We start from the raw sequence: 24,117 nt of genomic DNA, 5'->3' as shown, positions 1-24,117 counted from the left end.
CTGCACTGCCGGGCCCGGTCCATCTCCTGAGGCCCGACCAGCCCCTGTGCGCCTGCGGCAATGAGGACGCGCCCTTCCGCGGCGAGCTGCGGACCGTCCGGGTTCCGCCTGGCGCGGTGCGGGACGAGCGTGTCTGGCGGTGTGCGGAATGCCACCGGCAGCACCGCGCCGAACTGGCGGCCGCACAGTGGGCGGGAATGCCGGCGGCCAACTGGCTCGCTGGGGTGGCCGGTCCGGGGAAGCACGACGTCGTCATCGCCTGGGGCAGCAAGCCCGAGCAGCCCGAGCTGCTGCCGTGCGGGGTCCGCTGGCACGCGGTACGCATGGCCGGACACATCGGCAAGCCCGTACTCGACCGGCTGCTCTCCGACGGCGCTTCCGTTGGCCCGGTTCTGCGTGCCGGTCGCACCGGCGCCCTGTACTGGCTGCTGCCGGTAGAGGTCGACGCCCGCGCCCGCTGGGCCCAGCTGCCCGTCCGACTCCTCACCAGCAGCAGCTACCTGGCCGCCCCGAGTCCGGACAGCCACGCTCATGAGCCGGCTGGGTGGGTGCACTGGCCGGAGGTCACGGGGACTCTGACGTCGCCAGAGCTGCTTGCCACCGCCATCGAGCGCGAGCTGTATGCCGGGGCCAGCCGATGAGCAAGAACAGAGCCACGAAGCCGGTGATGACCGGCTACTGCTACGACTGCAAGGAGTACACGGAGGGCACCTACCACTCGATGGTGGGTGACCAGTACGCGTACGTCGTCGACCACCCCGGCTGCCCCGGGAAGCCGCCGCCGGAGAGCACTCGACCGCGCCGGTACCAGCACAGCACGAAGTGACTGCGCCTCAGTCGCGCCAGATCTCCCGTGTCGAACCCGGCGCGGGCCCGGCCTGCCCAGCCGACAGGCCGGATCACACTGACGTAGGAGCAACATGAGCACCGCCATCACCGTTGAGGGCTACGACCCGACCGGCGCGCCCGGCCTGACCTGGATCAAGTCCTCCAAGTCCAACCAGCAGCACCTCGACGACTCGATCGGGTTCGCCGTCGAAGGTGACAACTTCCGGATCGGCGTCACCACCGACCCGACCCAGGTCCCGCTGACTGTCACCAGGGCCAAGCTCCTGGCCATGCTCGAAGGCGCGAAGGCCGGCGAGTTCGACCACCTGGTCGCCTGATCATCCGGCAGTGAACGGGGTGGCCCCGGAGGCGGAAGTCTGCGGGGCCACCCCGTGCCACCGACCCCATCACACTGCGCGGAGGAATTCCACGTGAGCGTGCTCACCCAACTCGTCGACAACCCCCGAGAGTTCCTGACCGGTTGGCCGACCGAGCCGACGGTCTACGAGCGTGACGCCGATGAACTGGCCCAGCTCTTCAGCCGCAACGATGCGCGCCGGATCATCGCCGACCCCATCCTGCGCTCGATCGAGCTCGGTCACGTCCGCGATGGCGCGCTCGTGGCGGACGCCCCCGATGCCGACCACCCGACTGCAACCCTGGTCCTCAACGGCCTGCACCTCACCTGGCCCCCGTTGCGCGACGCTTCACGGCAACTGGCTGCCGAGCTGGGCCACCCGGTCACCGCGAACGTCTACAGCACCCCGCCGCACGCCTCGGGTTACGGGCCCCACTGGGACACCCACCACGTGCTGCTCGCCCAAGTCGAGGGCGCCAAGACGTGGCGGCTGCACCCGCCGATCGTCGCCGACCCCCTCGATATCGTCCACCGCTGGACGAAGGTCGGGTTCACCCCGGAGCAACTGAAGCAGGTCCGCGCGGACGCCGACACCATCACCCTCACCGCCGGCCAGGTGCTCTACATCCCCCGCGGCTGGGTTCACTTCGGACACACCACCGAACGGCACGCCCTACACATCACCTTCGGCGTCCAGCTTCTGACCCGGCACTGGGTCCTTCGCCAGTTGCTGGACCAGGCCACGGAGCACCCTGCGCTCCGCGCAGCGTTGCCGCCGGGGCTCAGCTCGCGGCCGGCCGAGAACGTCGCGAGGGACTCGCTGACGACGCTGGCGGACTGGCTTGACCTCCTGGACCCAGCGGTCGTCGGCCGCCGACTCCAGAGTGATCAGCAGCTCGCCGTGCTTGGGGTGACCCGCTGAACAGCCGTGGCCCGTCCTCGTCCAGCTGGGGCAAGCACCGCCGCAAGTGCGCCGGCTGCGGCGCCTCCGGCCCCCGCTTCCGCGACCACCACGCAGGCGCCGATTGGTGCGAGGGCTGCATGCGCACCGTTGTCCTCGGCCCGAAATGCTTCTGGTGCAAGAGAAAGCCCCCCGATCTGCGGGATCTGGACACGGGCCACCAGTGGTGTGCGGGATGCGCCAGGGACACCGTGCACGCTGGGGATCCGTTCCTGCTGTACGAGGAGCTGACCCCGGAGGCAGCGCAGTACACCGCGGTGCTGGGGCAGTGGGGATACCACCGTCAGCCGCCGGCCGAGTAAGAACCTGACCTCTAGGAACGGAGTACCGCCACCATGGCCACCCCACCCCCGCCGTCTCCGCCGGAGCTGTGTGCCGTCTGCGGACGCCCCGTCAGCGAGTGCGGTCGGCAGCACTTCGTGTGACCTTATGGCCAACTGGGGCCCTGCGGACCTGGGTGTGGCCGTCGTGCATCGTGGGGTGCGCTGGCTGCTCGGCCGAGCGGGCGGCCAGACTGCGCGCGTGTCACAGCGCGTCGTAGGCGCAGGCGGCTACTCGTCTCGGAAGAGCCGCCACAGCGGCACCCCCAGGGTTTCAGCGATGAGGCCGAGCGCATCGAGTGACGCCGAGTGGGTTGCCAGCTCGGTGCGGTAGACCGTGTGGCGGGCGATCCCTGCCTCGTGGGCGAGCTGCTCTTGGGACAGGCCGCGCTGGATGCGCAGGTCGCGGATGCGGTGTCCGACCTGGACACGCTGCGCGATCAGCCAGTCGGGCAGGTCGGAAGGCACCTAGTCACGCTGGCTGGTCCATGATCGAATGTCTGCCGCAAATATGCGGCAAATGCCCACCTGAGGGGACATGAGCTGCCCTGCTGGCACAGCCGGCGGGGCTACGGAGCGGGTGGTGGAGGTTGCGTATCCCCTGCCGCCCGTTAGATGCCGCAAGTCGGCATCCCGCCCCGGCACCGAAAGGCGCCGGGGCGGTCTAGTCTTTACGCAAGAGGACCCCCGTCGCTTTGCTCGACGGGGGTCCTCACGTGGTCCGGCCCGGTTGTCCTCCCCAGCCGTCCCACGGTACGCGAAGGGGGCGTATCCGGCCGCACACGGCCGCCCCTACGGTCATCACTCTACGCGATCTTTCCAAATTGAACAGGGGGATGGTTGAACCGTGTCCAACTCCCCAGGGGCGTTGTGGATTCTTTGCGGACTCTCAAGATCAAAAGGAGCCTCGAATCATGATCGCGTTCGAGGCTCCCCGGCTGATCAGATGCCCTGAGCCCCCTGTCGGGTTCGAACCGACGACCCCCGCTTTACAAGAGCGGTGCTCTGGCCAGCTGAGCTAAGGAGGCACGGTGACCGTCCGCTGCGAGCCACGGCGGCACCGGGTGGCAGTCTACCGGGGAAGCCGGGGCGGCGGGGGCGGATTCGGGGTGTGATCGGACTGGTACGCGATTGGTGGGGAAGCGGGGGCTGACAGGGGGCGCAGTGGCGGGTAGCCTCAGCCGGAGCCGTTCACATACTGGTCTAGACCACTATGGGCGGCGGACAACCCAGCCTTTACTCGGATCGTCCGGCACGTTCCTGCCGGTGAAGGAGAGCACCATCATGGCTTCTGTCACCTACGACAAGTCGACCCGCCTCTACCCGGGCAGCACCAAGCCCGCGGTCGACGCCCTGGACCTGCACATCGAGGACGGCGAGTTCCTGGTGCTGGTCGGCCCCTCGGGTTGCGGCAAGTCGACCAGCCTGCGGATGCTGGCCGGCCTGGAGGACGTCAACTCGGGCGCCATACGGATCGGCGACCGCGACGTGACCAACCTGCCGCCGAAGGACCGGGACATCGCCATGGTGTTCCAGAACTACGCGCTCTACCCGCACATGACGGTCGCCGACAACATGGGCTTCGCGCTCAAGATCGCGGGCGTCAACAAGGCGGAGATCCGCAAGAAGGTCGAGGAGGCCGCCAAGATCCTCGACCTCACCCAGTACTTGGACCGCAAGCCCAAGGCGCTCTCCGGCGGTCAGCGCCAGCGGGTCGCGATGGGGCGCGCGATCGTCCGCGAGCCGCAGGTCTTCCTGATGGACGAGCCGCTCTCCAACCTGGACGCCAAGCTGCGCGTCTCGACCCGCACCCAGATCGCCGGCCTGCAGCGCCGCCTGGGCATCACCACGGTCTACGTCACCCACGACCAGACCGAGGCCATGACCATGGGCGACCGGGTCGCGGTGCTCAAGGACGGCCTGCTGCAGCAGGTCGACACCCCGCGCCGGATGTACGACAAGCCCGCCAACGTCTTCGTGGCCGGCTTCATCGGCTCGCCCGCGATGAACCTGATCGACGTTCCGCTCGTGGACGGCGGCGTGAAGTTCGGTGGCTCGGTGATCAACATCGACCGCGAGCACCTGGCCGGGGCCGGCAACGACAAGAACGTCACCGTCGGAATCCGCCCGGAGCACTTCCAGATCGTCTCGGGGGGCGGCATCGAGGGCGTGGCCGTCACCGTCAACGTGGTCGAGGAGCTCGGCGCGGACGGCTTCGTCTACGGCACCACCAAGGTCGGCGGCGAGGACAAGGACATCGTGGTGCGGGTCAACGGCCGCCAGGTGCCGCAGAAGGGCGAGACCATCCACGTGGTGCCGGCCGGCGACGAGACCCACGTCTTCTCCACCAGCACCGGCGCCCGCCTCGGAAACTGACTGAGCGTCACCATTCGGGTCGAACACAGACCCTGGCCCCGTCGGACATCCGTCCGGCGGGGCACCGTGTTGTCACTCATACGTGTGACGGAGTGTCCGCAAACCCTCACTCGGCGCTACCCTCACTGGCGTGAAGCAGCTCGTGCGCCGCATCGGCCAGACCATCGCCCTCACGCTGCCCGTGGTCCTGGTGACCACCGGCACGCTCGCCGTGACCCGGGTCGCCTGGGCCCCGCCGACCAGTGACGACCAGCAAGTGGTCGCCGCCGCCAGCGGCACCGCACCGGGCATCGGCAAGGTCGGCCCGGCCGGCGCAGGCAGCACCGCCGACCACGGGTCGCTCTCCCCGGTGGACGCGCTCCGCACCGATCTGCTCTCCGAGCTGCGCTCCCAGGGCGCGCCCGCGGCGCTGGACCTGCTGGAGCGCAGCATGCAGCAGCAGCCCTCGCTCACGCCCTACTGCACCACGCTGGCCAAGGAGTTGGGCCGGGCCACCGTGAAGCTGTACCAGGGCGACGTGCAGCGGGCCCGGTCCTTCGCCCGCCCGGTCTGCGACGGCTCCTTCGCCGCCGGCCTGCAGGGCTGAACTCGCCGGGAGCCAGCGCCCCAGGAGGGTCGAAGGTCTGAACCCGCCGGGGGCCGAAGTCCACGTGGGTCGAAGGCTCCCGGAGCCGGCTCCCCACGCGACCTGGGGCCCTCGGTGCGCGCCGGTGCCCCAGCGCCCCGGCGCGCACCGAGGGCCACAGGTTGGACCCGAAGGCCTGATCCGCCGGGCCCGGTGGAGCTACCCTGCCCCCATGACCGGCACCCCGACCCCCTACGCGCCCGGCACTCCCCCCGTCACGCAGGCCGTGATCCTCGCGGGCGGCCAGGGTTCCAGGCTGCGCCCGTACACCGATGACCGGCCCAAGCCGCTGGTCGAGATCCCCGGCACCGGCACCCCGATCCTCGGGCACCAACTCGCTTGGCTGGCCGCGGAAGGCGTGACGGACGCGGTGGTCTCCTGCGGCCACCTCGCCGACGTGCTGCAGGACTGGCTGACCGCGGCCCAACTGCCGCTGCGGGTGAGCACGGTGGTGGAGTCAGAGCCGTTGGGCCGGGGCGGCGGGCTGAAGTTCGCCGCCGCGGCGCTGCCCCGCCCCGAGGAGCCCTGGTTCGCCACCAACGGGGACATCTGGACCAGGTTCAGCCTGCGCGAGATGGCCGACTTCCATCATGAGCGAGACGCCCTGGCCACCTTGGCCCTGGCCCGGCCGCGGATCCCCTGGGGAGCCGTGCAGACCGACCGGTTCGGCAATGTGCTGGACTTCATCGAGGCGCCGCCGTCGCCGTTCCTGATCAACGCCGGGCTCTACGTCTTCGCGCCGGGCTTCGCCGAGTTGCTGCCGGACGCGGGCGACCACGAGCGCACCACCTTCCCGCAGTTGGCCCGGGCCGGGCGACTGGCCGGCTACCAACTCCCGCAGGGCGTCTACTGGCGCGCCATCGACACCGCCAAGGACCTCATCGAGGCGGCCAAGGAGCTCGCTGATTCGAGTAATTGACGGCTGGACGAACGCAGTCGGTCCCTCCTGCGGACAGGAGGGACCGACTGCGTTCCCGGCGTCAGACCACCGGCCGGGCTCCCGAAGTGCCCTGCGACATCCCCAGGGTGGAGGGCAGCAGTCCGCTGCCCAGCACCCCGCCGATCAGCCCGCCGCTGCTCGGACTGGGCTTCGCCGTCCGGGTGCCACCGGCGGTGCCGGCGGTGCCGGGGGAGGTGACCGGCGCGCTGCCGGCGCTGCCCGTCGAGCCGGCCGAACCGGTGCTCTGGGTCGCGCCGCCGCCGTTGCCCGAGCCCTCGGTGGCACGGGCGCTGCCGGACGGATGCGGCCGCCGGGAGCTGTTGGGCGAGGCCGGGGTCGACGGCGACGGACTGGCCGAGCCGGACGGGGAGGACGAGGCCGCTCCGGACGGCTTGGCGGCGGCACCGCCCGTGGGCGCGCTCGGGGCGTGCGGATGGTCCGTCCCGGGCGCGCTGGTGACGGCGGGCCAGACCGGTGTGCCGTAGTCGCTCGACGGCACCTGGCCCGGCCGGGGCTGCCCGTTGCCGCGCACCGCCGCACCGAGCAGCGAGCCGAACAGCAGGCTCACGCCGATCACCACGGTGGCCACCACGGTGCCGCGCCGCAGCACCCGGCGGCGCAGCGCCCCGGGCGCCTGCGGCCCGTAGCGCCGCCAGGCCTCCAGCGCCAGCCGGCCGTCCAGCGAGGCGTACGGCGCGCCGGCGATCAGCAGCGGGCTCCACGCCGCCAGCAGGATCAGGTCGGGCGTGTCGTACGCGGGGACGGCCTGCCAGCTGACCGTGAACAGCAGTGCCGTGGAGAGCAGCATCGACGCCCCGGCCGCCAGCCGCTGCCACAGCCCCAGCAGGGTGAGCACCCCGACGACGACCTCGGTGAACGACACCCCGAGGCCGGCCCCGACGGGGTGCGCCATGGCGAACTCCAGCAGCGGCTGGGCCGCCTTCCACGGGTGCAGCGAGGCCAGCCAGCGCATCATCGAGCCGCGGTTGCCGCCGTCGAAGTACACCGGGTCGCAGAGCTTGCTGAGGCCGGCGTAGACCGAGAGCGAGCCGAGCAGCACCCGCATCGGCAGCAGCACCAGACCGAGGTCGACCCGGCGGCCCGGGTACCAGGCGTGCCGACTGGGCTCCCCGGCGGTCGCCGAGTGCTCGGGCAGCTCGCCGCTGGGCTGCCAGCCGGGCCGGGGCAGTCGGGTCGGGGTCGAGCCGCCATCACCGGACGACTGGCGCGGCACGCCGCCGCGCGCCGGACCGGGGCGGTAGCCGCCGCCGACCGGCGCGGTGTCCCAGCCGGGCACCGTGTCCAGCCGCTGGGTGGTCTCGGCGTCGGCGTCGACCAGGCCGACCGAGCCGACCGGTTCGGCCAGGCCGACCGAGCCCATCGGTGTGCCACCGCCTCCGCCCACGGCGGCGGCGCCGCTGCGGGCGGGCCCGCCGACGGAGGCCATCGAGTGCAGCCGTACCGCGTCCAGCAGCTGAGTGGCCGCCAGGTCACCGGGGGCAGCTTGGCCGCTCCAGGTCACCGCGGTCACCCGGCCCTTGCGCCGGCCCGCGCCGCGGCCGACGGCCGGTGCGCTGTCCGCCGCGCCGGCCCTGACCAGGCCGGGCCGGCCGCCGTAGCTCATCGAGGCGTACGGCCGCCCGAAGGAGTCCGCGTACGGCACGGCGGGGGCCGGTGGCGCGTCGATCAGGGGCGCGACCGGTCCGGCCAGCCGGATCCGGAAACTGACCTGGGTGCTGCTGAGCCGGGACGGATCGCTAGGCACCCGGACCGTGCTCAGGGCGGGCTCTTCCGCTATCCCTGCCGCTTGGCCCAGCCGCGGGCGACGACGTGTTCTGGTGTCCACACCAGCTCTAACCGGGTGTCGCCCGGTTAGGACACTCCTGAGAGTGCAACCGCAAAGATCGCTGACGGATGCTGTCACCCTCGCGCACGACGGTGACAGCATCCGTCAGAGGCGAGCGGAATCCGGACTCAATCGAACTCGGGTTCCGCAAACGCCAGAACGTCAGCTCTTGGCGCGCAGCCGGGCCGCCTCGTAGAGCACGATGCCGGCGGCCACACCGGCGTTGAGCGACTCGGTCTCACCCGGCATCGGGATCCGCACCCGCAGGTCGCAGGTCTCCGAGACCAGCCGGGAGAGCCCGCGGCCCTCGCTGCCCGCGACGACCACCACGGGGCCGGTCAGCGCGTCCAGGTCACCGATCTCGGCCTCGCCGTCGGCGGCCAGTCCGACCACCATCAGTCCGGCCTTCTGGTAGGCCTCGAGCGCCCGGGTCAGGTTGGTCGCCCGGGCCACCGGCAGCCGGGCCGCCGCACCGGAGGAGGTCTTCCAGGCGCCGGCGGTCATGCCGGCTGCCCGCCGCTCCGGGATCACCACGCCGTGCGCGCCGAACGCGGCGGCCGAGCGGACCACGGCGCCCAGGTTGCGGGAGTCGGTCACCCCGTCCAGCGCCATGATCAGCGCGTCCTGGCCGGCGTCCGCGGCGAACTCCAGCAGGTCATCGGGGTGCGCGTAATCGTACGGCGGCACCTGGAGCACCAGGCCCTGGTGGTTGAGGCCGCCGGTCATCTGGTCCAGCTGCGGGCGCGGGGCCTCCATCAGCGGGATGCCGCGCTCATTGGCGGCGTGGAACGCCTCGCGCACCCGGTCGTCGGTGTCGATGAACTGCATCACGTAGAGCGCGGTGGCGGGCACCCCGCCCTGCAGCGCCTCGACCACCGAGTTGCGCCCGACCACGAGCTCCGCGCTGCCCGCGCCGCCGCGACCGCCCCGGCCGGCACCGCCGGCCCGGCGCATCCCGGCGCGGGCCTTGGCGTCCCGCTCGCGCTTGAGCGCCGCGTTGGCGGCACGCTGCTTGGGGTGGCCCTTGCGGGCCTCGGCGGGCGGGGTCGGCCCCTTGCCCTGGAGTGCCTTCCGGCTGTGGCCGCCGGTACCGACACTCGCGCCCTTCTTCGATCCGGGGTTGCGGCGGTTCCTGCGCTGGCTGTTGCCGGCCATGGTGTGGCTTCCTGTCTTTCGCCGAAAATCTGTCTGCGTCATGCCGAAGGGCCGTACTCCTGGAGAGTACGGCCCAGCGGCGCCCAGTGCGCGAGCGCGGGGCTACTGGTCGGCGCCCGGCGCACGGCACCTACGGGGTTCCGTGGGTGCCGGGCGGGGCTACTGGTTGTTGAGCGTCCAGCGGGGGCCGGACGGAGTGTCCTCGATCGCCAGCCCGGCCAGCCCCAGCTGGTCGCGGATGGCGTCCGCGGTGGCGTAGTCCTTGCGGGCCCGGGCCGCCTGGCGCTGCTCCAGCACCAGGTGGACCAGCGAGTCGACCACGCCGTGGAGGTCTTCGCCCTGCTCGGTGCCGGCCCACATCGGGTCCAGCGGGTCGAGGCCCAGTACACCGAGCATCGCACGGACCTCGGAGACGCGGGCGACCGCGTTCTCCTTGTCGTCCGCGGTGAGCGCGCTGTTGCCCTGCCGGACCGCGGTGTGCACCACGGCCAGCGCCTGCGGCACGCCCAGGTCGTCGTCCATCGCCTCGGCGAAGGCCGGCGGTACCTCGGCGGCCGGCTCCACCGGGCCGCAGCGCTCCACGACGCGCTGGATGAAGCCCTCGATCCGGCTGAAGGCGGCCTCGGCCTCGCGCAGCGCCTCCTCGCTGTACTCGATCATCGAGCGGTAGTGCGGGCTGCCCAGGTAGTAGCGGAGCACGATCGGCCGCCAGCGCTTCACCATCTCGGAGACCAGCACCGAGTTGCCCAGCGACTTGCTCATCTTCTCGCCGGACAGGGTGACCCAGGCGTTGTGCACCCAGAAGTTGGCGAAGTCGTCGCCGAACGCCTTGGACTGGGCGATCTCGTTCTCGTGGTGCGGGAAGATCAGGTCCAACCCGCCGCCGTGGATGTCGAAGGCGCGGCCCAGGTACTTGTGCGCCATCGCGGAGCACTCCAGGTGCCAGCCCGGACGGCCGGGGCCCCACGGGGTGTTCCAGCTCGGCTCGCCGTCCTTCGCCGCCTTCCACATGGCGAAGTCGCGCGCGTCGCGCTTGCCGGTCTCGCCCTCGCCCTCGGGCTGCAGCAGGTTCTCCAGCTTCTGGTTGGAGAGCCGCAGGTACTCGGGGAACGACTTGACGTCGAAGTAGACGTTGCCGTCGGCCGCGTAGGCGTGGCCCTTGGCGATCAGCGCCTGCATCATGTCGATCATCTCGGGGACGTGACCGGTGGCCCGCGGCTCGACGGTCGGCGGCAGGCAGCCGAGGGCGGTGTAACCGTCGTCGAAGGCACGCTCGTTGGCGTAGGCGATCTGCCACCAGGGCAGACCGAGCTCCTGCTCCTTCTTGAGCACCTTGTCGTCGATGTCGGTGACGTTGCGCACGTAGGTCACGTCGTAGCCACGGTGGGCGAACCAACGGCGCATCATGTCGAAGTTGAGGTTGGAGCGGATGTGCCCGATGTGCGGGGCGCTCTGCACGGTCGCGCCGCACAGGTAGATCGAGACGCAGCCCGGTACAAGCGGGACGAAGTCGCGTACCTGGCGGGTGCTGGTGTCGTACAGGCGAAGGCTCACAGCGTCCAGGGTAGTGGGAAGCGGGCAGTGCCCCGCCACCTTTGCGGACGGACGTGACGTCCGCGTGAACCGGAATGACGCACCGTGGCCGACCGGAGCCTCCCCGCTCCGGTCGGCCTGCGCGGTTCCCTCCGGTCGGCCCGCACGGTCAGCCCCTCGGTGCGACCGGCACGGTCAGCCCCTCGGGTAGACCAGCGCGGTGGCCAGTCCGACCAGCCCCTCGCCGCGGCCGGTCATGCCGAGCCCGTCGGTGGTGGCGGCGGAGAGCGCCACCGGCGCCCCGGCCGCGGCCGACAGCACCTTCTCGGCCTCCGCCCGCCGGCTGCCGATCCGCGGCCGGGCCCCGATCACCTGGACGGCGATGTTGCCGATCTCGAAGCCGGCCTCGCGCACGATCCGGGCCGCCTCGGCGAGCAGCGTGGTGCCCGCCGCACCGGCCCACTCGGGGCGGTCGGTGCCGAAGTGCGTTCCCAGATCGCCGAGTCCGGCCGCCGAGAAGACGGCGTTGCAGGCGGCGTGCGCCACCACGTCGCCGTCCGAGTGGCCGGCCAGCCCCCGCGGGGCGTCCTCCCAGTGCAGTCCGGCGACGTGCAGCGGCACCCCGTCGGCGAATGCGTGCACATCGGTGCCGATCCCGACGCGCGGCATCACGAAGGGAGTTGACACGGATTCAGAAGCCATCGGAAGCCCTCCGTCGGGTGAGTACCGCCTCGGCCAGCACCAGGTCCAGCGGCCGGGTCACCTTGAACGCCTCCTCGTGGCCGGGCACCACGACCACCTGGCCGCCGTACCACTCGACCAGCCCGGCGTCGTCGGTCACCGCGGGGCCGCCGCCGGACTCCGCCTCGGCCAGCGCCTTGGCGTGCACCTCGGCCAGCAGCTCGCGGCGGAAGCCCTGCGGCGTCTGCACGGCCCGCAGGGTGGCACGGTCCGGCGTGTCGAGCACCGGCTCGGGCCGGCCGGGCCCGGCGGGCCCCACCCGCTTGACGGTGTCGGCCAGCGGCACCGCCGGCACCACCGCCCCGGCACCACCGCGCACCGCGCCGATCACGGCGTCCACCACCTCGACCGGCACCAGCGGCCGGGCCGCGTCGTGCACCAGCACGATCTCGGTCTGCTCGGGGATCGCCGCCAGGCCCAGGCGCACCGACTCCTGGCGGGTCGCCCCGCCGGCCACCACCCGGATGTCCTTGCCGTCCAGCCCGTGGCTGTCCAGCAGGCCGACCACCTCGGCCACCCCGGCCGGCGGCGCGGCCACCACGACCAGACCGACCGACCTACTGCGCGCCAGCGCCCGCACGGCGTGCACCAGCAGCGGCGCACCGCCCAGTTCGCGCAGCGCCTTGGGCGCTCCCGGCCCGAGCCGCTCGCCCCGCCCGGCGGCGGGGACCACGGCAGCTGCCACTACTCCTGTGGTGTTCAGGTTTCACTCCTTCGCCGAAGTGGGTATGGCCCTGGCGTACCCGTCAGACGGTGCACCGGACCCCTTCCACCCGGCGCCGCCTCTCGGGTACCGGGCCGCATCTCGGGCTTCGAGTCGACTCTCGGGCACCGAGTCGATGTGCCCCCGGGCATGCCGCAGCGCCCGGACTGCCACGGCATCACATCTGGACCAGCTGATCCACAGTGACACAGCAGCACCGGGCGCTGTGCTGACGCACGGCAGCGCGCGGGCGCCCTGCGTACTACGAGGCGAGCACCTCGTCGAGCAGCGTCTCCGCCTTGTCCTCGTTGGTGTTCTCCGCCAGCGCCAGCTCGCTGACGAGGATCTGCCGCGCCTTGGCGAGCATCCGCTTCTCGCCGGCCGACAGGCCGCGCTCGCGCTCCCGGCGCCACAGGTCGCGGACCACCTCGGCGACCTTGATGACGTCACCGGACGCGAGCTTCTCCAGGTTCGCCTTGTAGCGGCGAGACCAGTTGGTGGGCTCTTCGGTGTACGGCGCGCGCAGCACCTCGAAGACCCGGTCCAGACCCTCCTGGCCGACCACGTCGCGCACGCCGACGAACTCCGCGTTCTCCGCGGGGACGCGCAGCGTGAGGTCTCCCTGCTGAACCTTCAGCACCAGGTAGGTCTTGTCCACACCTTTGATCTGGCGAATTTCGATGGCCTCGATCAGTGCAGCCCCGTGATGGGGGTAGACCACCGTGTCGCCAACCTTGAACGTCATGTGACAGGACCCCTTCCGTGGCTTTCCAGAATAACACGCTTTTCCGTCCACCCGAAGGGCGTTTTCGCAGGTCAGGGCCGGTCTCGGGGCTTGACAAGGACCCCTGCGGCATGCTGCGGCCACCGCCTTGGAGCGGCTTCTCGCAGGTCGGAGGCCCTTCCCGGCGCGAGCCAAACCTCACGCAACAGCCCGGAAACCCGGCATTCGATCTTGAAGTCGTCACCGGATATTCACCGTTTCACGATCGTGATCTGATCCCACGGCGGTTCCGGAACCCCTGCCACCGCCACAGGCCGGGTGCTGCGCCCGCGACACGGGGACCACCCCGTGAGGGGCGGATAAGTGCTGTCGGTACGCTGGGCGCTGACCAACCGACACGCGATCAAGGAGATACCGCCGCCGTGAGCCGCAGCCTTCGACGCGGTGGCAGTGCCGCCATCGTTCTCGCCTTCGCCGCCGTCTCCCTCTCCGCCTGCGCCGCGGGCCCCAGCTCGGCCACCCTGCAGGTCAAGCCGAACACCCCGGCCACCTCGATCGGCTCCACCCTGAAGCTGAACGGCATCGTCGTGGTCGTCGACCCGTCGCAGACCAGCGGCGAGGCCGGCCCGGCGAACGTCACGGTGAACATCAGCAACACCGGTGCTGCCCCGGAGACCCTGCAGTCCCTGACGGTGGCCGGTACTGCCGCGACCTTCCAGGACGCCACCGGCGCCGCCCTGCCCGGCGGCATCGTGATCCCGCCGCTGGGCGCGGTGGCCATCGGCGGCCAGGGCCAGCCCACCGCCCGCCTGGCCAACGCCACCCTGACGGCCGGCGGCTACGCGCCCGCCACCTTCACCTTCTCCTCGGCCGGCAAGGTCGACGTCAACGCCGCGGTCGCGCCGGCCAACGGCCCCTACGAGTCGTACGGCCCGTCCTCGCCGTCGGCCTCGGCGAGCGCGTCGGCGTCCGCCAGTGCTTCCGCGACCGCCTCCGCCACGGCCCCGACCACGCCGAACGGCCCGACCGCCACGGCGAGCGCCACGGGCTCGGCCCCGGCCTCCCCGAGCGGCAGCTCCTCCCCGAGCGGCAGCGTGAGCCCCTCGGCGCACTGAGCAAGAAGTGCGCGGGGGCTCATCCGCCCCCGCGCACGCCAAGGGCCGCACCCCTTTCGGGAGCGGCCCTTGACCGTTCGTCGCCCGATCCGGCTTACGGCTCGAACTTGTAGCCGAGCCCACGGACCGTCACCAGGTAGCGCGGGGCCCCCGGGTCGGGCTCGATCTTGGCGCGCAGCCGCTTCACGTGCACGTCCAGGGTCTTGGTGTCGCCGACGTAGTCCGCGCCCCAGACCCGGTCGATCAGCTGCATCCGGGTCAGCACCCGGCCGGCGTTGCGCAGCAGCATCTCCAGCAGGTCGAACTCCTTGAGCGGCAGGTCGACCTTGGCGCCGTCGACGGTCACCACGTGCCGGTCGACGTCCATCCGCACCGGGCCCGCCTCCAGCGCGCCCGGGCCGCCGCCGTCGTTGCCGATCCCGCCGTCCTCGCCGCGGCGGCGCAGCACCGCGCGGATCCGGGCGACCAGCTCCCGGGTCGAGTAGGGCTTGGTGACGTAGTCGTCGGCGCCTATCTCCAGGCCGACCACCTTGTCGATCTCGCTGTCCTTGGCGGTCACCATGATCACGGGCACGTTGGAGCGCACCCGCAGCTGGCGGCAGACCTCGGTGCCGGGCAGCCCGGGCAGCATCAGGTCGAGCAGCACCAGGTCGGCGCCGTTCCGTTCGAACTGCTCCAGCGCGTCGGGGCCGGTGGCGGCCACGGCCACCTCGAAGCCCTCCTTGCGAAGCATGTACGACAGGGCGTCGCTGAACGACTCCTCGTCCTCGACCACCAGTACTCGGGTCACGATCGGGCCTCCGGGGCAGGAAGGGGGGTGGGTGTTGCGGGTTCGTCGGGCGCCGCCGAAGCCGGCGCCGGGTTCTGACCGGCGGGCAGCCGGATGGTGAAGGTGGAGCCCTGTCCCTCGACGCTCCAGACCGAGACGGTGCCGCCGTGCGAGGCCGCCACGTGCTTGACGATGGACAGGCCCAGGCCGGTTCCGCCGGTGGCCCGGGACCGGGCCGGGTCCACCCGGTAGAAGCGTTCGAAGATCCGCTCGCGGTCCTTCTCCGAGATGCCGATGCCCTGGTCGGTCACCGAGATCTCGATCAGTTCGCCGTCCGCCTCGCCGATCGCGGCGGCGCTGGCGATCCGCCGGGTGGCGATCGCCACCCGCGTCCGCGGCGGGCTGTAGTTGACGGCGTTCTCGACGAGGTTGCCGAGTGCGGCGGCGAGCTGGCCGCGGTCGCCGTGGATGTGGAGGCCGGCGATGCCACCGGCCGCGATGTGGATCTGCTTGGCCGCGGCCTGCTGGCGGCAGCGGTCGATCGCCTCGGCGATCAGCTCGTCCACCGCCACCGGCTCGGGTTCCATCAACAGCCGGTCGTCCTGCACCCGGGAGAGATCGATGATCTCCTGCACCAGGCTGGCCAGCCGGGTCGCCTCGATCTGCATCCGGCCGGCGAAGCGCTGCACCGCCTCCGGGTCGTCGGCCGCGTCCGCGACCGCCTCGGAGAGCAGCGACAGGGCGCCCACCGGCGTCTTGAGCTCATGGCTGACGTTGGCCACGAAGTCGCGGCGGACCGCCTCGATCCGGCGCCGCTCGGTGAGGTCCTCGACCAGCACCAGGACCAGCCGGGAGCCCAGCGGGGCCACCCGGACCGAGACCGAGAGCGGCTCGCCGGAGCGCTGCACGCCCGGGCGCGGCACGTCCAGCTCGGCCTGGCGGATCTCCCCGTCGCGCCGGGTGGAGCGGGCCAGTGCGAGCATCGGCTCGACGGCCACCGCGCCGCCGCGGACCAGCCCCATGGAGTAGGCGGCCGAGCTGGCCTTGACCACCTCGTCACCGTCTCCGAGCACGATCGCGCACGAGCGCAGCACCGAGAGCACGGTGTCCACGCCCGGTGGGAGCGCCGGTTCCTGGAGCGGCGAGCTCATCGCCGCGGTACCGCCGTTCCGCCTGCTGCTACCGCCGCCGCGGTGCTGCTCGCGCTCGCTCCAGCGGAATGCGATGGAGGCGGTGAGGCCGACACCGAGCCCGGCGATGGCGCAGGCAGCGGCGGCAGCCACATTCACGTCCATGCGGACCAGCGTAAGCGCATCCGACCGGCGCTTTGAAAGCCAGGAAACAAGGCATCGGCCACGCGTTGCCGAGAATTCACCTTCAGGTAGCCGCTGATTCACCGCCCCGGCCGTGCCGCGTCGTTCGGACGGCCCACTCTGGTGGAACGCAGCCCGTGTGGGTCCTTGGCGCGCGTACCATGCGCGCCACCAGCAGCGGCCGACCCGCCCCCGGGGGCGCGGCGGCCAGGTCGGCACCGCCACCGACACAGCTAGTGAGGAGAAGAGAAGCGCATGCGCGACACGTACCACGAGGAACTCGACTCGATCGGTGACGGCCTGGTCGAGATGGCCCGGCTGGTCGGTTCGGCGATGGGCCGGGCCACCACCGCACTGCTCGACGCCGACCTGACCCTCGCCGAGAGCGTGATCGCGGCCGACGAGAAGGTCAACGCCCTCCACCACGACCTGGAGAACCGGGCCATCGACCTGCTGGCCCGGCAGCAGCCGGTCGCCACCGACCTGCGGATCGTGGTCACCAGCCTGCGGATGAGCGCCGACCTGGAGCGCTGCGGCGACCTGGCCCGGCACGTCGCCAAGGTGGCGCGGCTGCGCTACCCGGCCCACGCCGTCCCCGGCGACCTGCACCCGATCGTGCTGGAGATGGGCCAGCTCGCCCAGCGGCTGGTCGCCAAGGCCGGTCAGGTCATCGCGACCAAGGACGTCGAGGCTGCGCTGCAGCTGGAGCGCGACGACGACGCGATGGACGAGCTGCACCGCGAGCTCTTCGCCCACCTGATCGACGACCGCTGGCAGCACGGCATCGAGACCGGCGTGGACGTGACCCTGATCGGCCGCTACTACGAGCGGTTCGCCGACCACGCGGTCTCGGTGGCCAAGCGGGTGGTCTTCCTGGTCACCGGCGAGCACGCGGGCGAGTACGTGCCGGACGACTACCCGGTGGACGCCGACGCCCCGGCCGAGTAGCGCCCGGCTGGGGGCGCACGCCCGGCCGACTCTCCACCTCGGTGCGCCCGTTGACGCTCCATCAGGGACGGGTCTTCACTCGATGTCAGACATCGCCGAACAGGCCGTCTGTTCGATCGAGGAGGGCACCTCATCATGACCACCAACCACGCCCGACCCACCTCCGCCGAGACGGCGCCGCAGGAGATCCTGCTCGGCGCCTGCGGCTGCAGCCCGGGCTGCGGCTGCGGCTGCCAGTCCGGTGCCCCGTGCCAGTGCGGCGGTGCCGACGGCGGCTGCTGCGGCGAGCACTGAGCCCGAACGACAACGGCCCCCGGTCCCGCGCGAAGTGCGCGCAGGTCGGGGGCCGTTCCACGACGCGCCGGTGGGCGGCCGGCCGGCCCCGGAAACGCGCCCGCAGACGCCCCGGAACGCACCCCGGCCCCCGATCCGCGCCATCCGCGCAGGTCAGGGGCCGGGTCGGCAAGTGGCTTACTTCTTGCCCTGGTTCTTGACCGCCTCGATCGCGGCGGCGGCTGCCTCGGCGTCCAGGTAGCGGCCGCCGGCGGTGACCGGCTTGAAGTCCGCGTCCAGCTCGTAGACCAGCGGGATGCCGGTGGGGATGTTCAGCCCGGCGATGGCCTCGTCGGAAATGCCGTCCAGGTGCTTCACCAGCGCGCGCAGGCTGTTGCCGTGCGCGGTGACCAGCACCGTCTTGCCCGCGGCCAGGTCCGGCACGATCGCGTCGTACCAGTAGGGCAGCATCCGGGTGACGACGTCCTTCAGGCACTCGGTGCGCGGCCGCAGCTCGCTGGGGATCTCGGCGTAGCGCGAGTCGCGGGCCTGGGAGTACTCGGAGTCGTCGGACAGCGCCGGCGGCGGGGTGTCGTAGGAGCGGCGCCACAGCTGGAACTGGTCCTCGCCGAACTCGGCCAGGGTCGCCGCCTTGTCCTTGCCCTGCAGCGCGCCGTAGTGGCGCTCGTTCAGCCGCCAGCTGCGGCTGACCGGGATCCAGTGCCGATCGGCCTTGTCCAGCGCGATCTGCGAGGTGCGGATCGCCCGGCGCAGCAGCGAGGTGTGCACCACGTCGGGGAGCAGGCCCTCGGCCGCCAGCAGTTCGCCGCCGCGCGCCGCCTCCTTCTCACCCTTCTCGTTGAGGTCGACGTCGACCCAGCCGGTGAAGAGGTTCTTCTGGTTCCACTCGCTCTCGCCGTGGCGCAGCAGGATCAGTCGGTAGGTCGTGTCAGCCATGGCCGACAGCTTAGTCCGTCGGAATAAATCACTGGCCTGACCCCGGGGCCGCTTGTAATGTGTGCTCGTCAGCTGAGCCACTTACATGAGCCACCTACGCCAGCTCCGTGTCCCGACTGCGGCGCCCCACTCGCCCGTCGGGGCACCCGCCACCCCGGGAGCCTTGTGTGACCACCGCCGCCCCAGCCCTGCCGACCCGGCTGCGCAGCGCCCTGACCGAGTCGGTCGGAGGGCTGCCGGCCGAGTTCTGGTGGCTCTGGCTGTCCACGCTGGTCAACAAGCTGGGCGCGTTCGTGACCACGTTCATGGCGCTCTACCTGACCACGGAACGCGGCTACTCGGCCTCGTACGCGGGCATGGTGGTCGCGCTGTACGGGCTCGGCGCGGCGGTCGGCTCGCTGATCGGCGGGGTGCTGGCGGACCGCCTCGGCCGGCGGCCCACCGTGCTCGCGTCCCAGCTGCTCACCGCCGGCTGCACGGCGGCGCTGGCCTACACCAGTGGCCGCCTGCTGATCGCCGCCGTCGCCCTGCTGACCGGCCTGTGCGCCAACGCCGGCCGCCCCGCCATCTCCGCGATCATCGCCGACGTGGTCCCGGCCGCGGACCGGGTGCGGGCCTTCTCACTCAACTACTGGGCGATCAACATCGGCTTCGGGGTCTCCGCGGCGGTCGCCGGACTGATCGCACTCGGCGGCTTCCGGCCGCTCTTCCTGGCCGACGCCGCCACCACCGCGCTCTGCGCCATGGTGGTGTTCGCCAAGGTCCGCGAGTCGCGGCCGACCGCGCCCGAGCCCGGGCGACGGGACGAGGCGCCGCAGGTCAGCCTGGGCACCGTCTTCCGCGACCGGCGGTTCACCGCGTTGGTGTCCATGACCTTCCTGTTCGCGGTGATCATGCAGCAGGGCAGCAGCACGCTGGCGGTGGTGATGGGCCGGGAGGGCCTGAGCACCACCCAGTACGGCCTGGTCATCGGGCTCAACGGACTGCTGATCGTGGTGCTGCAGATCCCGGTCACCCGGCTGATCCGGGGCCGGGACCGCGCCCGGGTACTGATGACCGCCGCGCTGCTGGCCGGCTGGGGCGCGGCGCTCACCGCCCTGGCCGGCACCTCGGTGCTGCTCTACGCGCTGAGCGTGGCGGTCTGGACGGTCGGTGAGGTGGTCCAGGTGCCCACCAACATGAGCCTGGTGGCCGAGCTCTCGCCGACCCACGCCCGCGGCCGCTACCAGGGGGTCTCCTCGCTGGCCTGGTCCGGGGCGTCCTTCGTCGGCCCGGCGGCCGGCGGGCTGCTGTTGGACCACGCGGGAGCGGGCGCGGTCTGGGGCGGCTGCGCGCTGATCGGCACCGCCGCGGGCGTGGGCTACCTCCTCGTCGGCCGCCGGGCCGACGCCACGGCGACCGCCCGCACCACGGCGACCGCCGCCCGGACCACCACGGCGGCCGCCGACCGACGACCCGGAGCGGCTACGCCTGCTGCTCCGGTGCGGTCGCCTGCTGCTCCGGGCCGGTGGGCTGCCGTTCCGGGCCGGCCAGGTGGGCGAAGGCGGTCAGGTTGCGGGTGGACTCACCGCGCTTGGTCCGCCACTCCCACTCCTTCCGGATCGCGGTGGCGAAGCCCAGCTCCAACAGGGTGTTGAACGGCTCGTCGGCCGCATCCAGCACGGTGCCGAGCAACCGGTCCACCGCCTGGGCGCTCAGCGCCTCCAGCGGCAGGCGACCGGTCAGGTAGACGTCCCCCAGCGAGTCCAGCGCGTAGGCGACGCCGTACAGCCGGGTGTTGCGTTCCAGTAGCCAACGGAACACCGCCTCGTGGTTCTCGTCCGGGCGGCGGATCACGAAGGCGTTCACCGAGAGGGTGTGGTCGCCGATCCGCAACGCACAGGTGGTGCTGAGCTTGCGGGTGCCGGGGAGGGTCGCCACCAGGGTGTACGGGTCGGCGGCGGCCGGCTCCCAGCTCACTCCGGTCTCGTCCAGCGCGGCGGCCAGCAGGCCGCGGGCCTCGTCCTTGGTACGGGTTGCCATGGCGGTGACGCTACCGGCTGGTAGGCGCCGCTGCCGCCGTTTGCGACCGGCGTCCCACCGCTCGGCGTGTCACACGCTTGGCGGCTCGCGCGACCGGCCGTCCCCCACCCGACGGCCCAAGCGCTCAACGTCCGTACACGACCGGCCATCCCCCGTCCGACGCCCCAAGCGTTCAACGTCCGTGCACGACCGGCCATCCCCCGCCCGACATCACAACCGACCAGCACCCGGCGACCGACACCCTGGTCCGGCCTCCCCGTCCGGCAGCTCCGGCAGCACACACCGTCGGCGGCCTCACCGCGGTCAGCCCGAGCGCCGCCGGGCCAGGCTGAGCAACCCGGCCGGTCTGCTCATCGCGCCCGAGTAGACCTCGGCGGTGGCCGCGGCCGCCGCGCCCCAGCCGAAGCCCGACGCGTGAAGGGCCGCCGCCGCGCCCTGCCGGGCGACCAGCTCGGGACGGGTCAGGTACGGTTCCAGGGCCCGCGCCCAGTCGACCGGGTCGTGCCCCGTCACCAGGGTGCCCGTCTCGCCGTCCTGCACCGCCACCGGCAGCCCGCCGACCGCGGCCGCCACCACCGGCGTGGCGCACGCCTGGGCCTCCAGGGCCACCAGGCCGAAGGACTCGCTGTGGGAGGGCATCACCAGCGCCGTCGCGGCCCGGTACCACTGGGCCAGCTCGGACTGGCCCACCGGCGGATGGAACCGCACCACGTCGCAGAGCCCGAGCTGGGCGGCCAGCTTCTGCAGGCCCTTCGGCTCGGCCAGGCCGCTGCCGGACGGACCGCCCACCACGGCCACCACCAGCCGCTCGCGCAGCTCGGGACGGCGCGCCAGCAGTTCGGCGACCGCCTTGAGCAGCACGTCCGGCGCCTTCAGCGGCTGGATGCGGCCGGCGAACAGCAACACGACGGCGTCCTGCGGCAGGCCCAGCCGGGCGCGGGCGGCCTGCTGCCCGCCCGGGCCGCCGGGCTCGAACCGCTCCAGGTTGACCCCGGGGTGCACCACGGCCAATTGGTCGGGCCTGGCCGCGTAGTGGAAGGCCAGCTCGCGGGCCTCGTCGGCGGTGTTGGCTATCAGCCGGTCCGCGGCCTCGACCACCTGGGTCTCGCCGATCACACGGGCCGCCGGTTCGGGGGTGTCGCCCTCCGCCAGCGCGGCGTTCTTCACCTTGGCCATGGTGTGCATGGTGTGCACCAGCGGCACCCCCCAGCGCTCGGCGGCCAGCCAGCCGACCTGCCCGGAGAGCCAGTAGTGCGAGTGCACCAGGTCGTAGTGGCCCGGCCGGTGGCCCGCCTCGGTGCGCAGCACGCCGTGGGTGAAGGCGCACAGCTGCGTCGGCAGGTCCTCCTTCACCAGGCCCTCGTAGGGGCCGGCGGTGACGTGCCGGACCAGCACGCCGGGGGCCAGCTCGACGCTCGGCGGAAGGTCGGAGGAGGTGCTCCGGGTGAACACCTCCACCTCTATGTCGAGCGTGGCCAGCCGTTTGGCGAGCTCGACGATGTAGACGTTCATCCCGCCGGCGTCGCCCGTGCCCGGCTGGTGCAGTGGAGAGGTGTGGACGCTCAGCATCGCGATCCGGCGCGGCCGGCGGCCGCGGGTGGCGAAGGCGTGCAGTCGCCCGCGCGACGCGGACTGCCGGTCGCGCCTTGCCGTCGACACGGGGTGCTGGATCACCTGACTGCAACCTCTCTCGTCTGGCCCGACCCCTCTACTGGGTTCAACAGGCGCACAACCCCCTGAGGGGAGCCGGAATTCCCGCACGCCTCCGTGACCCTCGACTCAGTCGCCCGGCGCACCGGGCGGATGGCGGCCGGCCCGCCGCCGCGTACCCTGCGGGCATGGCTTCATCGTTCGACCCGGGCGCGTTCGGGACGCGGACCGCCCGGCCCGGCGCCCGGCCGGTGGGAACCGTCACCCGGGGGACCACCAACACCAACCGGCTGCGTCGGATGGACCGCTGGATCGTGCACACCCTGGGCGGGCGGTTGCGCCGCGCCGACGCCGCCCCGGTCGCCGTGGACCTGGGCTACGGTGCGGCGCCGTGGACGGCGGTGGAGCTGTACGGCCGGCTGCGCACGGTCCGGCCGGACGTGCGGATGGTCGGCATCGAGATCGAGCCCGCCCGGGTGGCGGCCGCGCTGCCGTACGCCCGGCCGCCCGGCCTGACCTTCCGCCGGGGCGGCTTCGAGGTGCCGCTCGACGGGGCCGACGCCCAGCTGATCCGGGCCGCCAATGTGCTGCGCCAGTACGACGAGGAGGCGGTGGAGGCGGTCTGGCAGCGGCTGTGCGGTCGGCTGGCGCCGGACGGGCTGCTGGTCGAGGGCACCTGCGACGAGATCGGGCGCCGGCACGTCTGGGTGGCGCTGGGGCCGCAAGGACCGCGCACGGTGACCTTCGCGGCGCGGCTGGCCGGCCTGGAACGGCCCTCCGACCTGGCCGAACGGCTGCCCAAGGCGCTGATCCACCACAACGTGCCGGGCCGGCCGGTGCACGCCTTCCTCACCGACTTCGACCGGGCCTGGGCGGCCGCCGCGCCGTACGGGGCGTTCGGGGCGCGGCAGCGCTGGGTGGCCGCGTGCACCGCGCTGGGCGGGCACTGGCCGCTGGTCGACGCGCCCTGCCGGTGGCGGCAGGGCGAGGTCACGCTGCCCTGGTCAGCGCTGGCGCCCTGACGCCACCGCGGTGCCCGGCGGGCTCGAAGCTTCGAGCGGCTCCGCCAATTCACTCGAACGAGTTATCGAATTGCCCTGGCATGTTGACGCCCCGTCAGGCCACCATGGAGGCAGTTCACCTGACGCTCCTTGATTCGAACAGAACGTTTGGGCCAGCCCGCCCCACCAGATGGCATGGGCGGGCCCGCCCGCGCGACTACTCCCGCACCACCGCCGGGCCGCCCAGCAACTCGTCCCGCACCCGCTCGAAGGTCCCGTGGGCCTCGGCTCCGAACAGCACGAACCGCACCTCCTCCAGTCCGCCGGCACTCCCTGCCACTTCGGCCAGCACGGTCGACAGCGCGATCCGTGCCACCGACTCCATCGGCCAGCCGTACACCCCGGCCGAGATCGCCGGAAAGGCCACCGATGCGGCCCCCAGCTCCACCGCGAGTCGGAGCGACTGCCGGTAGCAGGACGCCAGCAGCTCCGCACCCTGCTCGAACGCGTACGCCCCGTAAACCGGGCCGACGGTGTGCACCACATGCCCGGCCGGCAGCTTCCCGGCCGTGGTCGCCACCGCTTGCCCCGTCGCCAGTCCACTGCCGTAGTGCCCGGCCCGCAGCGCCCGGCACTCGGCGAGGATCTCCGGGCCACCCGCCCGATGGATCGCTCCATCCACGCCACCGCCGCCCAACAGGGACGAGTTGGCGGCATTGACCACCACATCGACGCTCTGCTTCGTGATATCACCCTGAACAAGTGTGACCTGTGTCACCGTCAGCTCCCCGGGCTCGGTCACGGGTCCGCCCGACCCGAGTCCCCACACGCTAGCCGTCAGCCCCGCCACCAGCGTGGCAATAACCACATCCACGCCGACCAGCCAAGGAAATCCCCGGAGATCACGTTATGGTCGCGAAAGGCTCCCTGACTCGCGGTGCCGCGCGGGCACTACCCGT

General features: G+C 72.2%; 24 protein-coding genes, 1 tRNA gene and 1 pseudogene. 12 read left to right on the top strand and 14 right to left on the bottom strand.

Annotated features, from left to right (window positions below):
- The first annotated feature begins 116 nt into the window (after nt 1-116).
- The 4 genes from LN042_RS11195 (at nt 117) to LN042_RS11180 (ending at nt 2,108) form a co-directional block, all read left to right on the top strand.
- Nucleotides 117-641, top strand: a complete 525-nt coding sequence (locus LN042_RS11195; RefSeq protein WP_230050984.1) for a hypothetical protein — start codon at nt 117-119, stop codon at nt 639-641.
- Nucleotides 638-826, top strand: a complete 189-nt coding sequence (locus tag LN042_RS11190; protein ID WP_230050983.1) for a hypothetical protein — start codon at nt 638-640, stop codon at nt 824-826. The genes LN042_RS11195 and LN042_RS11190 overlap by 4 nt, the downstream gene beginning before the upstream one ends.
- 94 nt (nt 827-920) lie before the next feature.
- Nucleotides 921-1,166, top strand: coding sequence for a DUF397 domain-containing protein (locus LN042_RS11185; protein WP_230050982.1), 246 nt, complete (start codon nt 921-923; stop codon nt 1,164-1,166).
- Between the two features lie 93 nt (nt 1,167-1,259).
- Nucleotides 1,260-2,108 carry a JmjC domain-containing protein gene (locus tag LN042_RS11180; RefSeq protein WP_230050981.1) on the top strand — a complete coding sequence of 283 codons (849 nt, stop codon included), beginning with the start codon at nt 1,260-1,262 and terminating at the stop codon, nt 2,106-2,108.
- Between the two features lie 590 nt (nt 2,109-2,698).
- Here the strand turns inward: LN042_RS11180 and LN042_RS36910 are convergent.
- Together LN042_RS36910 and LN042_RS11170 are read right to left on the bottom strand one after the other, a co-directional pair.
- Nucleotides 2,699-2,935 (bottom strand): helix-turn-helix transcriptional regulator, encoded by a 237-nt coding sequence (locus LN042_RS36910; RefSeq protein WP_230050980.1) that lies wholly within the window; start codon nt 2,933-2,935, stop codon nt 2,699-2,701.
- A 486-nt stretch (nt 2,936-3,421) separates the two neighbouring features.
- Nucleotides 3,422-3,495 (bottom strand) — tRNA-Thr (locus LN042_RS11170).
- Between the two features lie 256 nt (nt 3,496-3,751).
- On the opposite strand from LN042_RS11170, the gene LN042_RS11165 reads away from it, so the two are divergent.
- The 3 genes from LN042_RS11165 (at nt 3,752) to LN042_RS11155 (ending at nt 6,387) form a co-directional block, all read left to right on the top strand.
- Nucleotides 3,752-4,843, top strand: coding sequence for an ABC transporter ATP-binding protein (locus LN042_RS11165; RefSeq protein ID WP_230050979.1), 1,092 nt, complete (start codon nt 3,752-3,754; stop codon nt 4,841-4,843).
- Nucleotides 4,844-4,973: 130 nt separating this feature from the next.
- Nucleotides 4,974-5,429 carry a hypothetical protein gene (locus LN042_RS11160; RefSeq protein WP_230050978.1) on the top strand — a complete coding sequence of 152 codons (456 nt, stop codon included), beginning with the start codon at nt 4,974-4,976 and terminating at the stop codon, nt 5,427-5,429.
- A 211-nt stretch (nt 5,430-5,640) separates the two neighbouring features.
- Entirely contained in the window at nt 5,641-6,387 is a 747-nt protein-coding gene (locus tag LN042_RS11155) for a nucleotidyltransferase family protein (protein ID WP_230050977.1), read from the top strand.
- 61 nt (nt 6,388-6,448) lie between these two features.
- On the opposite strand, the gene LN042_RS11150 is transcribed toward LN042_RS11155, so the two are convergent.
- From LN042_RS11150 to LN042_RS11125, 6 genes are all read right to left on the bottom strand, one after another.
- Complete coding sequence (locus LN042_RS11150) at nt 6,449-8,173, bottom strand: DoxX family protein (RefSeq protein WP_230050976.1); 1,725 nt, start codon at nt 8,171-8,173, stop codon at nt 6,449-6,451.
- A gap of 243 nt (nt 8,174-8,416) precedes the next feature.
- Nucleotides 8,417-9,409, bottom strand: coding sequence for a 23S rRNA (guanosine(2251)-2'-O)-methyltransferase RlmB (rlmB, locus tag LN042_RS11145; protein WP_230050975.1), 993 nt, complete (start codon nt 9,407-9,409; stop codon nt 8,417-8,419).
- Between the two features lie 159 nt (nt 9,410-9,568).
- The gene (gene cysS, locus LN042_RS11140; RefSeq protein ID WP_230050974.1) at nt 9,569-10,963 is read right to left on the bottom strand and encodes a cysteine--tRNA ligase; all 1,395 of its coding nucleotides are present in this window, start codon (nt 10,961-10,963) and stop codon (nt 9,569-9,571) included.
- 174 nt (nt 10,964-11,137) lie between these two features.
- A complete protein-coding gene (ispF, locus tag LN042_RS11135; RefSeq protein ID WP_230050973.1) occupies nt 11,138-11,644 on the bottom strand; it encodes a 2-C-methyl-D-erythritol 2,4-cyclodiphosphate synthase in 507 nt (168 codons plus the stop codon).
- Nucleotides 11,634-12,356 carry a 2-C-methyl-D-erythritol 4-phosphate cytidylyltransferase gene (ispD, locus tag LN042_RS11130; protein ID WP_308191792.1) on the bottom strand — a complete coding sequence of 241 codons (723 nt, stop codon included), beginning with the start codon at nt 12,354-12,356 and terminating at the stop codon, nt 11,634-11,636. Before ispD ends, ispF begins: the two co-directional genes overlap by 11 nt.
- Before the next feature lie 292 nt (nt 12,357-12,648).
- Nucleotides 12,649-13,131, bottom strand: a complete 483-nt coding sequence (locus LN042_RS11125) for a CarD family transcriptional regulator (RefSeq protein ID WP_030244332.1) — start codon at nt 13,129-13,131, stop codon at nt 12,649-12,651.
- 401 nt (nt 13,132-13,532) lie between these two features.
- Between LN042_RS11125 and LN042_RS11120 the strand changes: the two genes are divergently transcribed.
- The gene (locus LN042_RS11120) at nt 13,533-14,225 is read left to right on the top strand and encodes a putative periplasmic lipoprotein (RefSeq protein ID WP_230050972.1); all 693 of its coding nucleotides are present in this window, start codon (nt 13,533-13,535) and stop codon (nt 14,223-14,225) included.
- Nucleotides 14,226-14,319: 94 nt separating this feature from the next.
- On the opposite strand, the gene phoP is transcribed toward LN042_RS11120, so the two are convergent.
- On the bottom strand, nt 14,320-15,015 hold the full coding sequence (phoP, locus tag LN042_RS11115) for a two-component system response regulator PhoP (RefSeq protein WP_230050971.1): 696 nt from the start codon (nt 15,013-15,015) through the stop codon (nt 14,320-14,322).
- A complete protein-coding gene (locus LN042_RS11110) occupies nt 15,012-16,289 on the bottom strand; it encodes a sensor histidine kinase (RefSeq protein ID WP_230050970.1) in 1,278 nt (425 codons plus the stop codon). The genes phoP and LN042_RS11110 overlap by 4 nt, the downstream gene beginning before the upstream one ends.
- A 273-nt stretch (nt 16,290-16,562) precedes the next feature.
- Here LN042_RS11110 and phoU point away from each other — a divergent pair, with 273 nt between their 5' ends.
- Both phoU and LN042_RS11100 read left to right on the top strand, forming a co-directional pair.
- Nucleotides 16,563-17,255 carry a phosphate signaling complex protein PhoU gene (gene phoU / locus LN042_RS11105; protein WP_230050969.1) on the top strand — a complete coding sequence of 231 codons (693 nt, stop codon included), beginning with the start codon at nt 16,563-16,565 and terminating at the stop codon, nt 17,253-17,255.
- Nucleotides 17,256-17,390: 135 nt separating this feature from the next.
- A complete protein-coding gene (locus tag LN042_RS11100; protein WP_230050968.1) occupies nt 17,391-17,549 on the top strand; it encodes a hypothetical protein in 159 nt (52 codons plus the stop codon).
- A gap of 177 nt (nt 17,550-17,726) precedes the next feature.
- Here the strand turns inward: LN042_RS11100 and LN042_RS11095 are convergent, their stop codons facing one another.
- Nucleotides 17,727-18,485: a phosphoglyceromutase gene (locus LN042_RS11095; protein WP_230050967.1), complete on the bottom strand. Its 759-nt coding sequence runs from the start codon at nt 18,483-18,485 to the stop codon at nt 17,727-17,729.
- 305 nt (nt 18,486-18,790) lie between these two features.
- On the opposite strand from LN042_RS11095, the pseudogene LN042_RS11090 reads away from it, so the two are divergent.
- A pseudogene (locus LN042_RS11090) lies at nt 18,791-19,837 on the top strand (MDR family MFS transporter); the annotation flags it as partial.
- Between the two features lie 112 nt (nt 19,838-19,949).
- On the opposite strand, the gene LN042_RS11085 reads toward LN042_RS11090, so the two are convergent.
- Nucleotides 19,950-20,507, bottom strand: coding sequence for a type III secretion system chaperone family protein (locus LN042_RS11085; RefSeq protein ID WP_230050966.1), 558 nt, complete (start codon nt 20,505-20,507; stop codon nt 19,950-19,952).
- Nucleotides 20,508-20,810: 303 nt separating this feature from the next.
- Nucleotides 20,811-22,181, bottom strand: a complete 1,371-nt coding sequence (mshA, locus tag LN042_RS11080) for a D-inositol-3-phosphate glycosyltransferase (RefSeq protein ID WP_372495711.1) — start codon at nt 22,179-22,181, stop codon at nt 20,811-20,813.
- Nucleotides 22,182-22,345: 164 nt separating this feature from the next.
- Between mshA and LN042_RS11075 the strand changes: the two genes are divergently transcribed.
- Nucleotides 22,346-23,179: a class I SAM-dependent methyltransferase gene (locus tag LN042_RS11075; protein WP_230050965.1), complete on the top strand. Its 834-nt coding sequence runs from the start codon at nt 22,346-22,348 to the stop codon at nt 23,177-23,179.
- Between the two features lie 196 nt (nt 23,180-23,375).
- On the opposite strand, the gene LN042_RS11070 is transcribed toward LN042_RS11075, so the two are convergent.
- Nucleotides 23,376-23,936: an O-acetyl-ADP-ribose deacetylase gene (locus tag LN042_RS11070; RefSeq protein ID WP_230050964.1), complete on the bottom strand. Its 561-nt coding sequence runs from the start codon at nt 23,934-23,936 to the stop codon at nt 23,376-23,378.
- Between the last annotated feature and the right edge of the window lie 181 nt (nt 23,937-24,117).

Source organism: Kitasatospora humi, assembly GCF_020907985.1.
Classification (GTDB): domain Bacteria; phylum Actinomycetota; class Actinomycetes; order Streptomycetales; family Streptomycetaceae; genus Kitasatospora; species Kitasatospora humi.
This window is presented reverse-complemented; position numbering and strand designations above follow the sequence as displayed.

Excerpts from the sequence above, each read along its gene's own strand:
- LN042_RS11190 (WP_230050983.1), top strand. The coding sequence starts at position 638 with ATGAGCAAGAACAGAGCCACGAAGCCGGTGATGACCGGCTACTGCTAC.
- LN042_RS11185 (WP_230050982.1), top strand. The coding sequence starts at position 921 with ATGAGCACCGCCATCACCGTTGAGGGCTACGACCCGACCGGCGCGCCC.
- LN042_RS11165 (WP_230050979.1), top strand. The coding sequence starts at position 3,752 with ATGGCTTCTGTCACCTACGACAAGTCGACCCGCCTCTACCCGGGCAGC.
- LN042_RS11155 (WP_230050977.1), top strand. The coding sequence starts at position 5,641 with ATGACCGGCACCCCGACCCCCTACGCGCCCGGCACTCCCCCCGTCACG.
- rlmB (WP_230050975.1), bottom strand. The coding sequence starts at position 9,409 with ATGGCCGGCAACAGCCAGCGCAGGAACCGCCGCAACCCCGGATCGAAG.
- ispF (WP_230050973.1), bottom strand. The coding sequence starts at position 11,644 with ATGGCTTCTGAATCCGTGTCAACTCCCTTCGTGATGCCGCGCGTCGGG.
- LN042_RS11125 (WP_030244332.1), bottom strand. The coding sequence starts at position 13,131 with ATGACGTTCAAGGTTGGCGACACGGTGGTCTACCCCCATCACGGGGCT.
- LN042_RS11110 (WP_230050970.1), bottom strand. The coding sequence starts at position 16,289 with ATGGACGTGAATGTGGCTGCCGCCGCTGCCTGCGCCATCGCCGGGCTC.
- phoU (WP_230050969.1), top strand. The coding sequence starts at position 16,563 with ATGCGCGACACGTACCACGAGGAACTCGACTCGATCGGTGACGGCCTG.
- LN042_RS11100 (WP_230050968.1), top strand. The coding sequence starts at position 17,391 with ATGACCACCAACCACGCCCGACCCACCTCCGCCGAGACGGCGCCGCAG.
- LN042_RS11095 (WP_230050967.1), bottom strand. The coding sequence starts at position 18,485 with ATGGCTGACACGACCTACCGACTGATCCTGCTGCGCCACGGCGAGAGC.
- LN042_RS11085 (WP_230050966.1), bottom strand. The coding sequence starts at position 20,507 with ATGGCAACCCGTACCAAGGACGAGGCCCGCGGCCTGCTGGCCGCCGCG.
- LN042_RS11075 (WP_230050965.1), top strand. The coding sequence starts at position 22,346 with ATGGCTTCATCGTTCGACCCGGGCGCGTTCGGGACGCGGACCGCCCGG.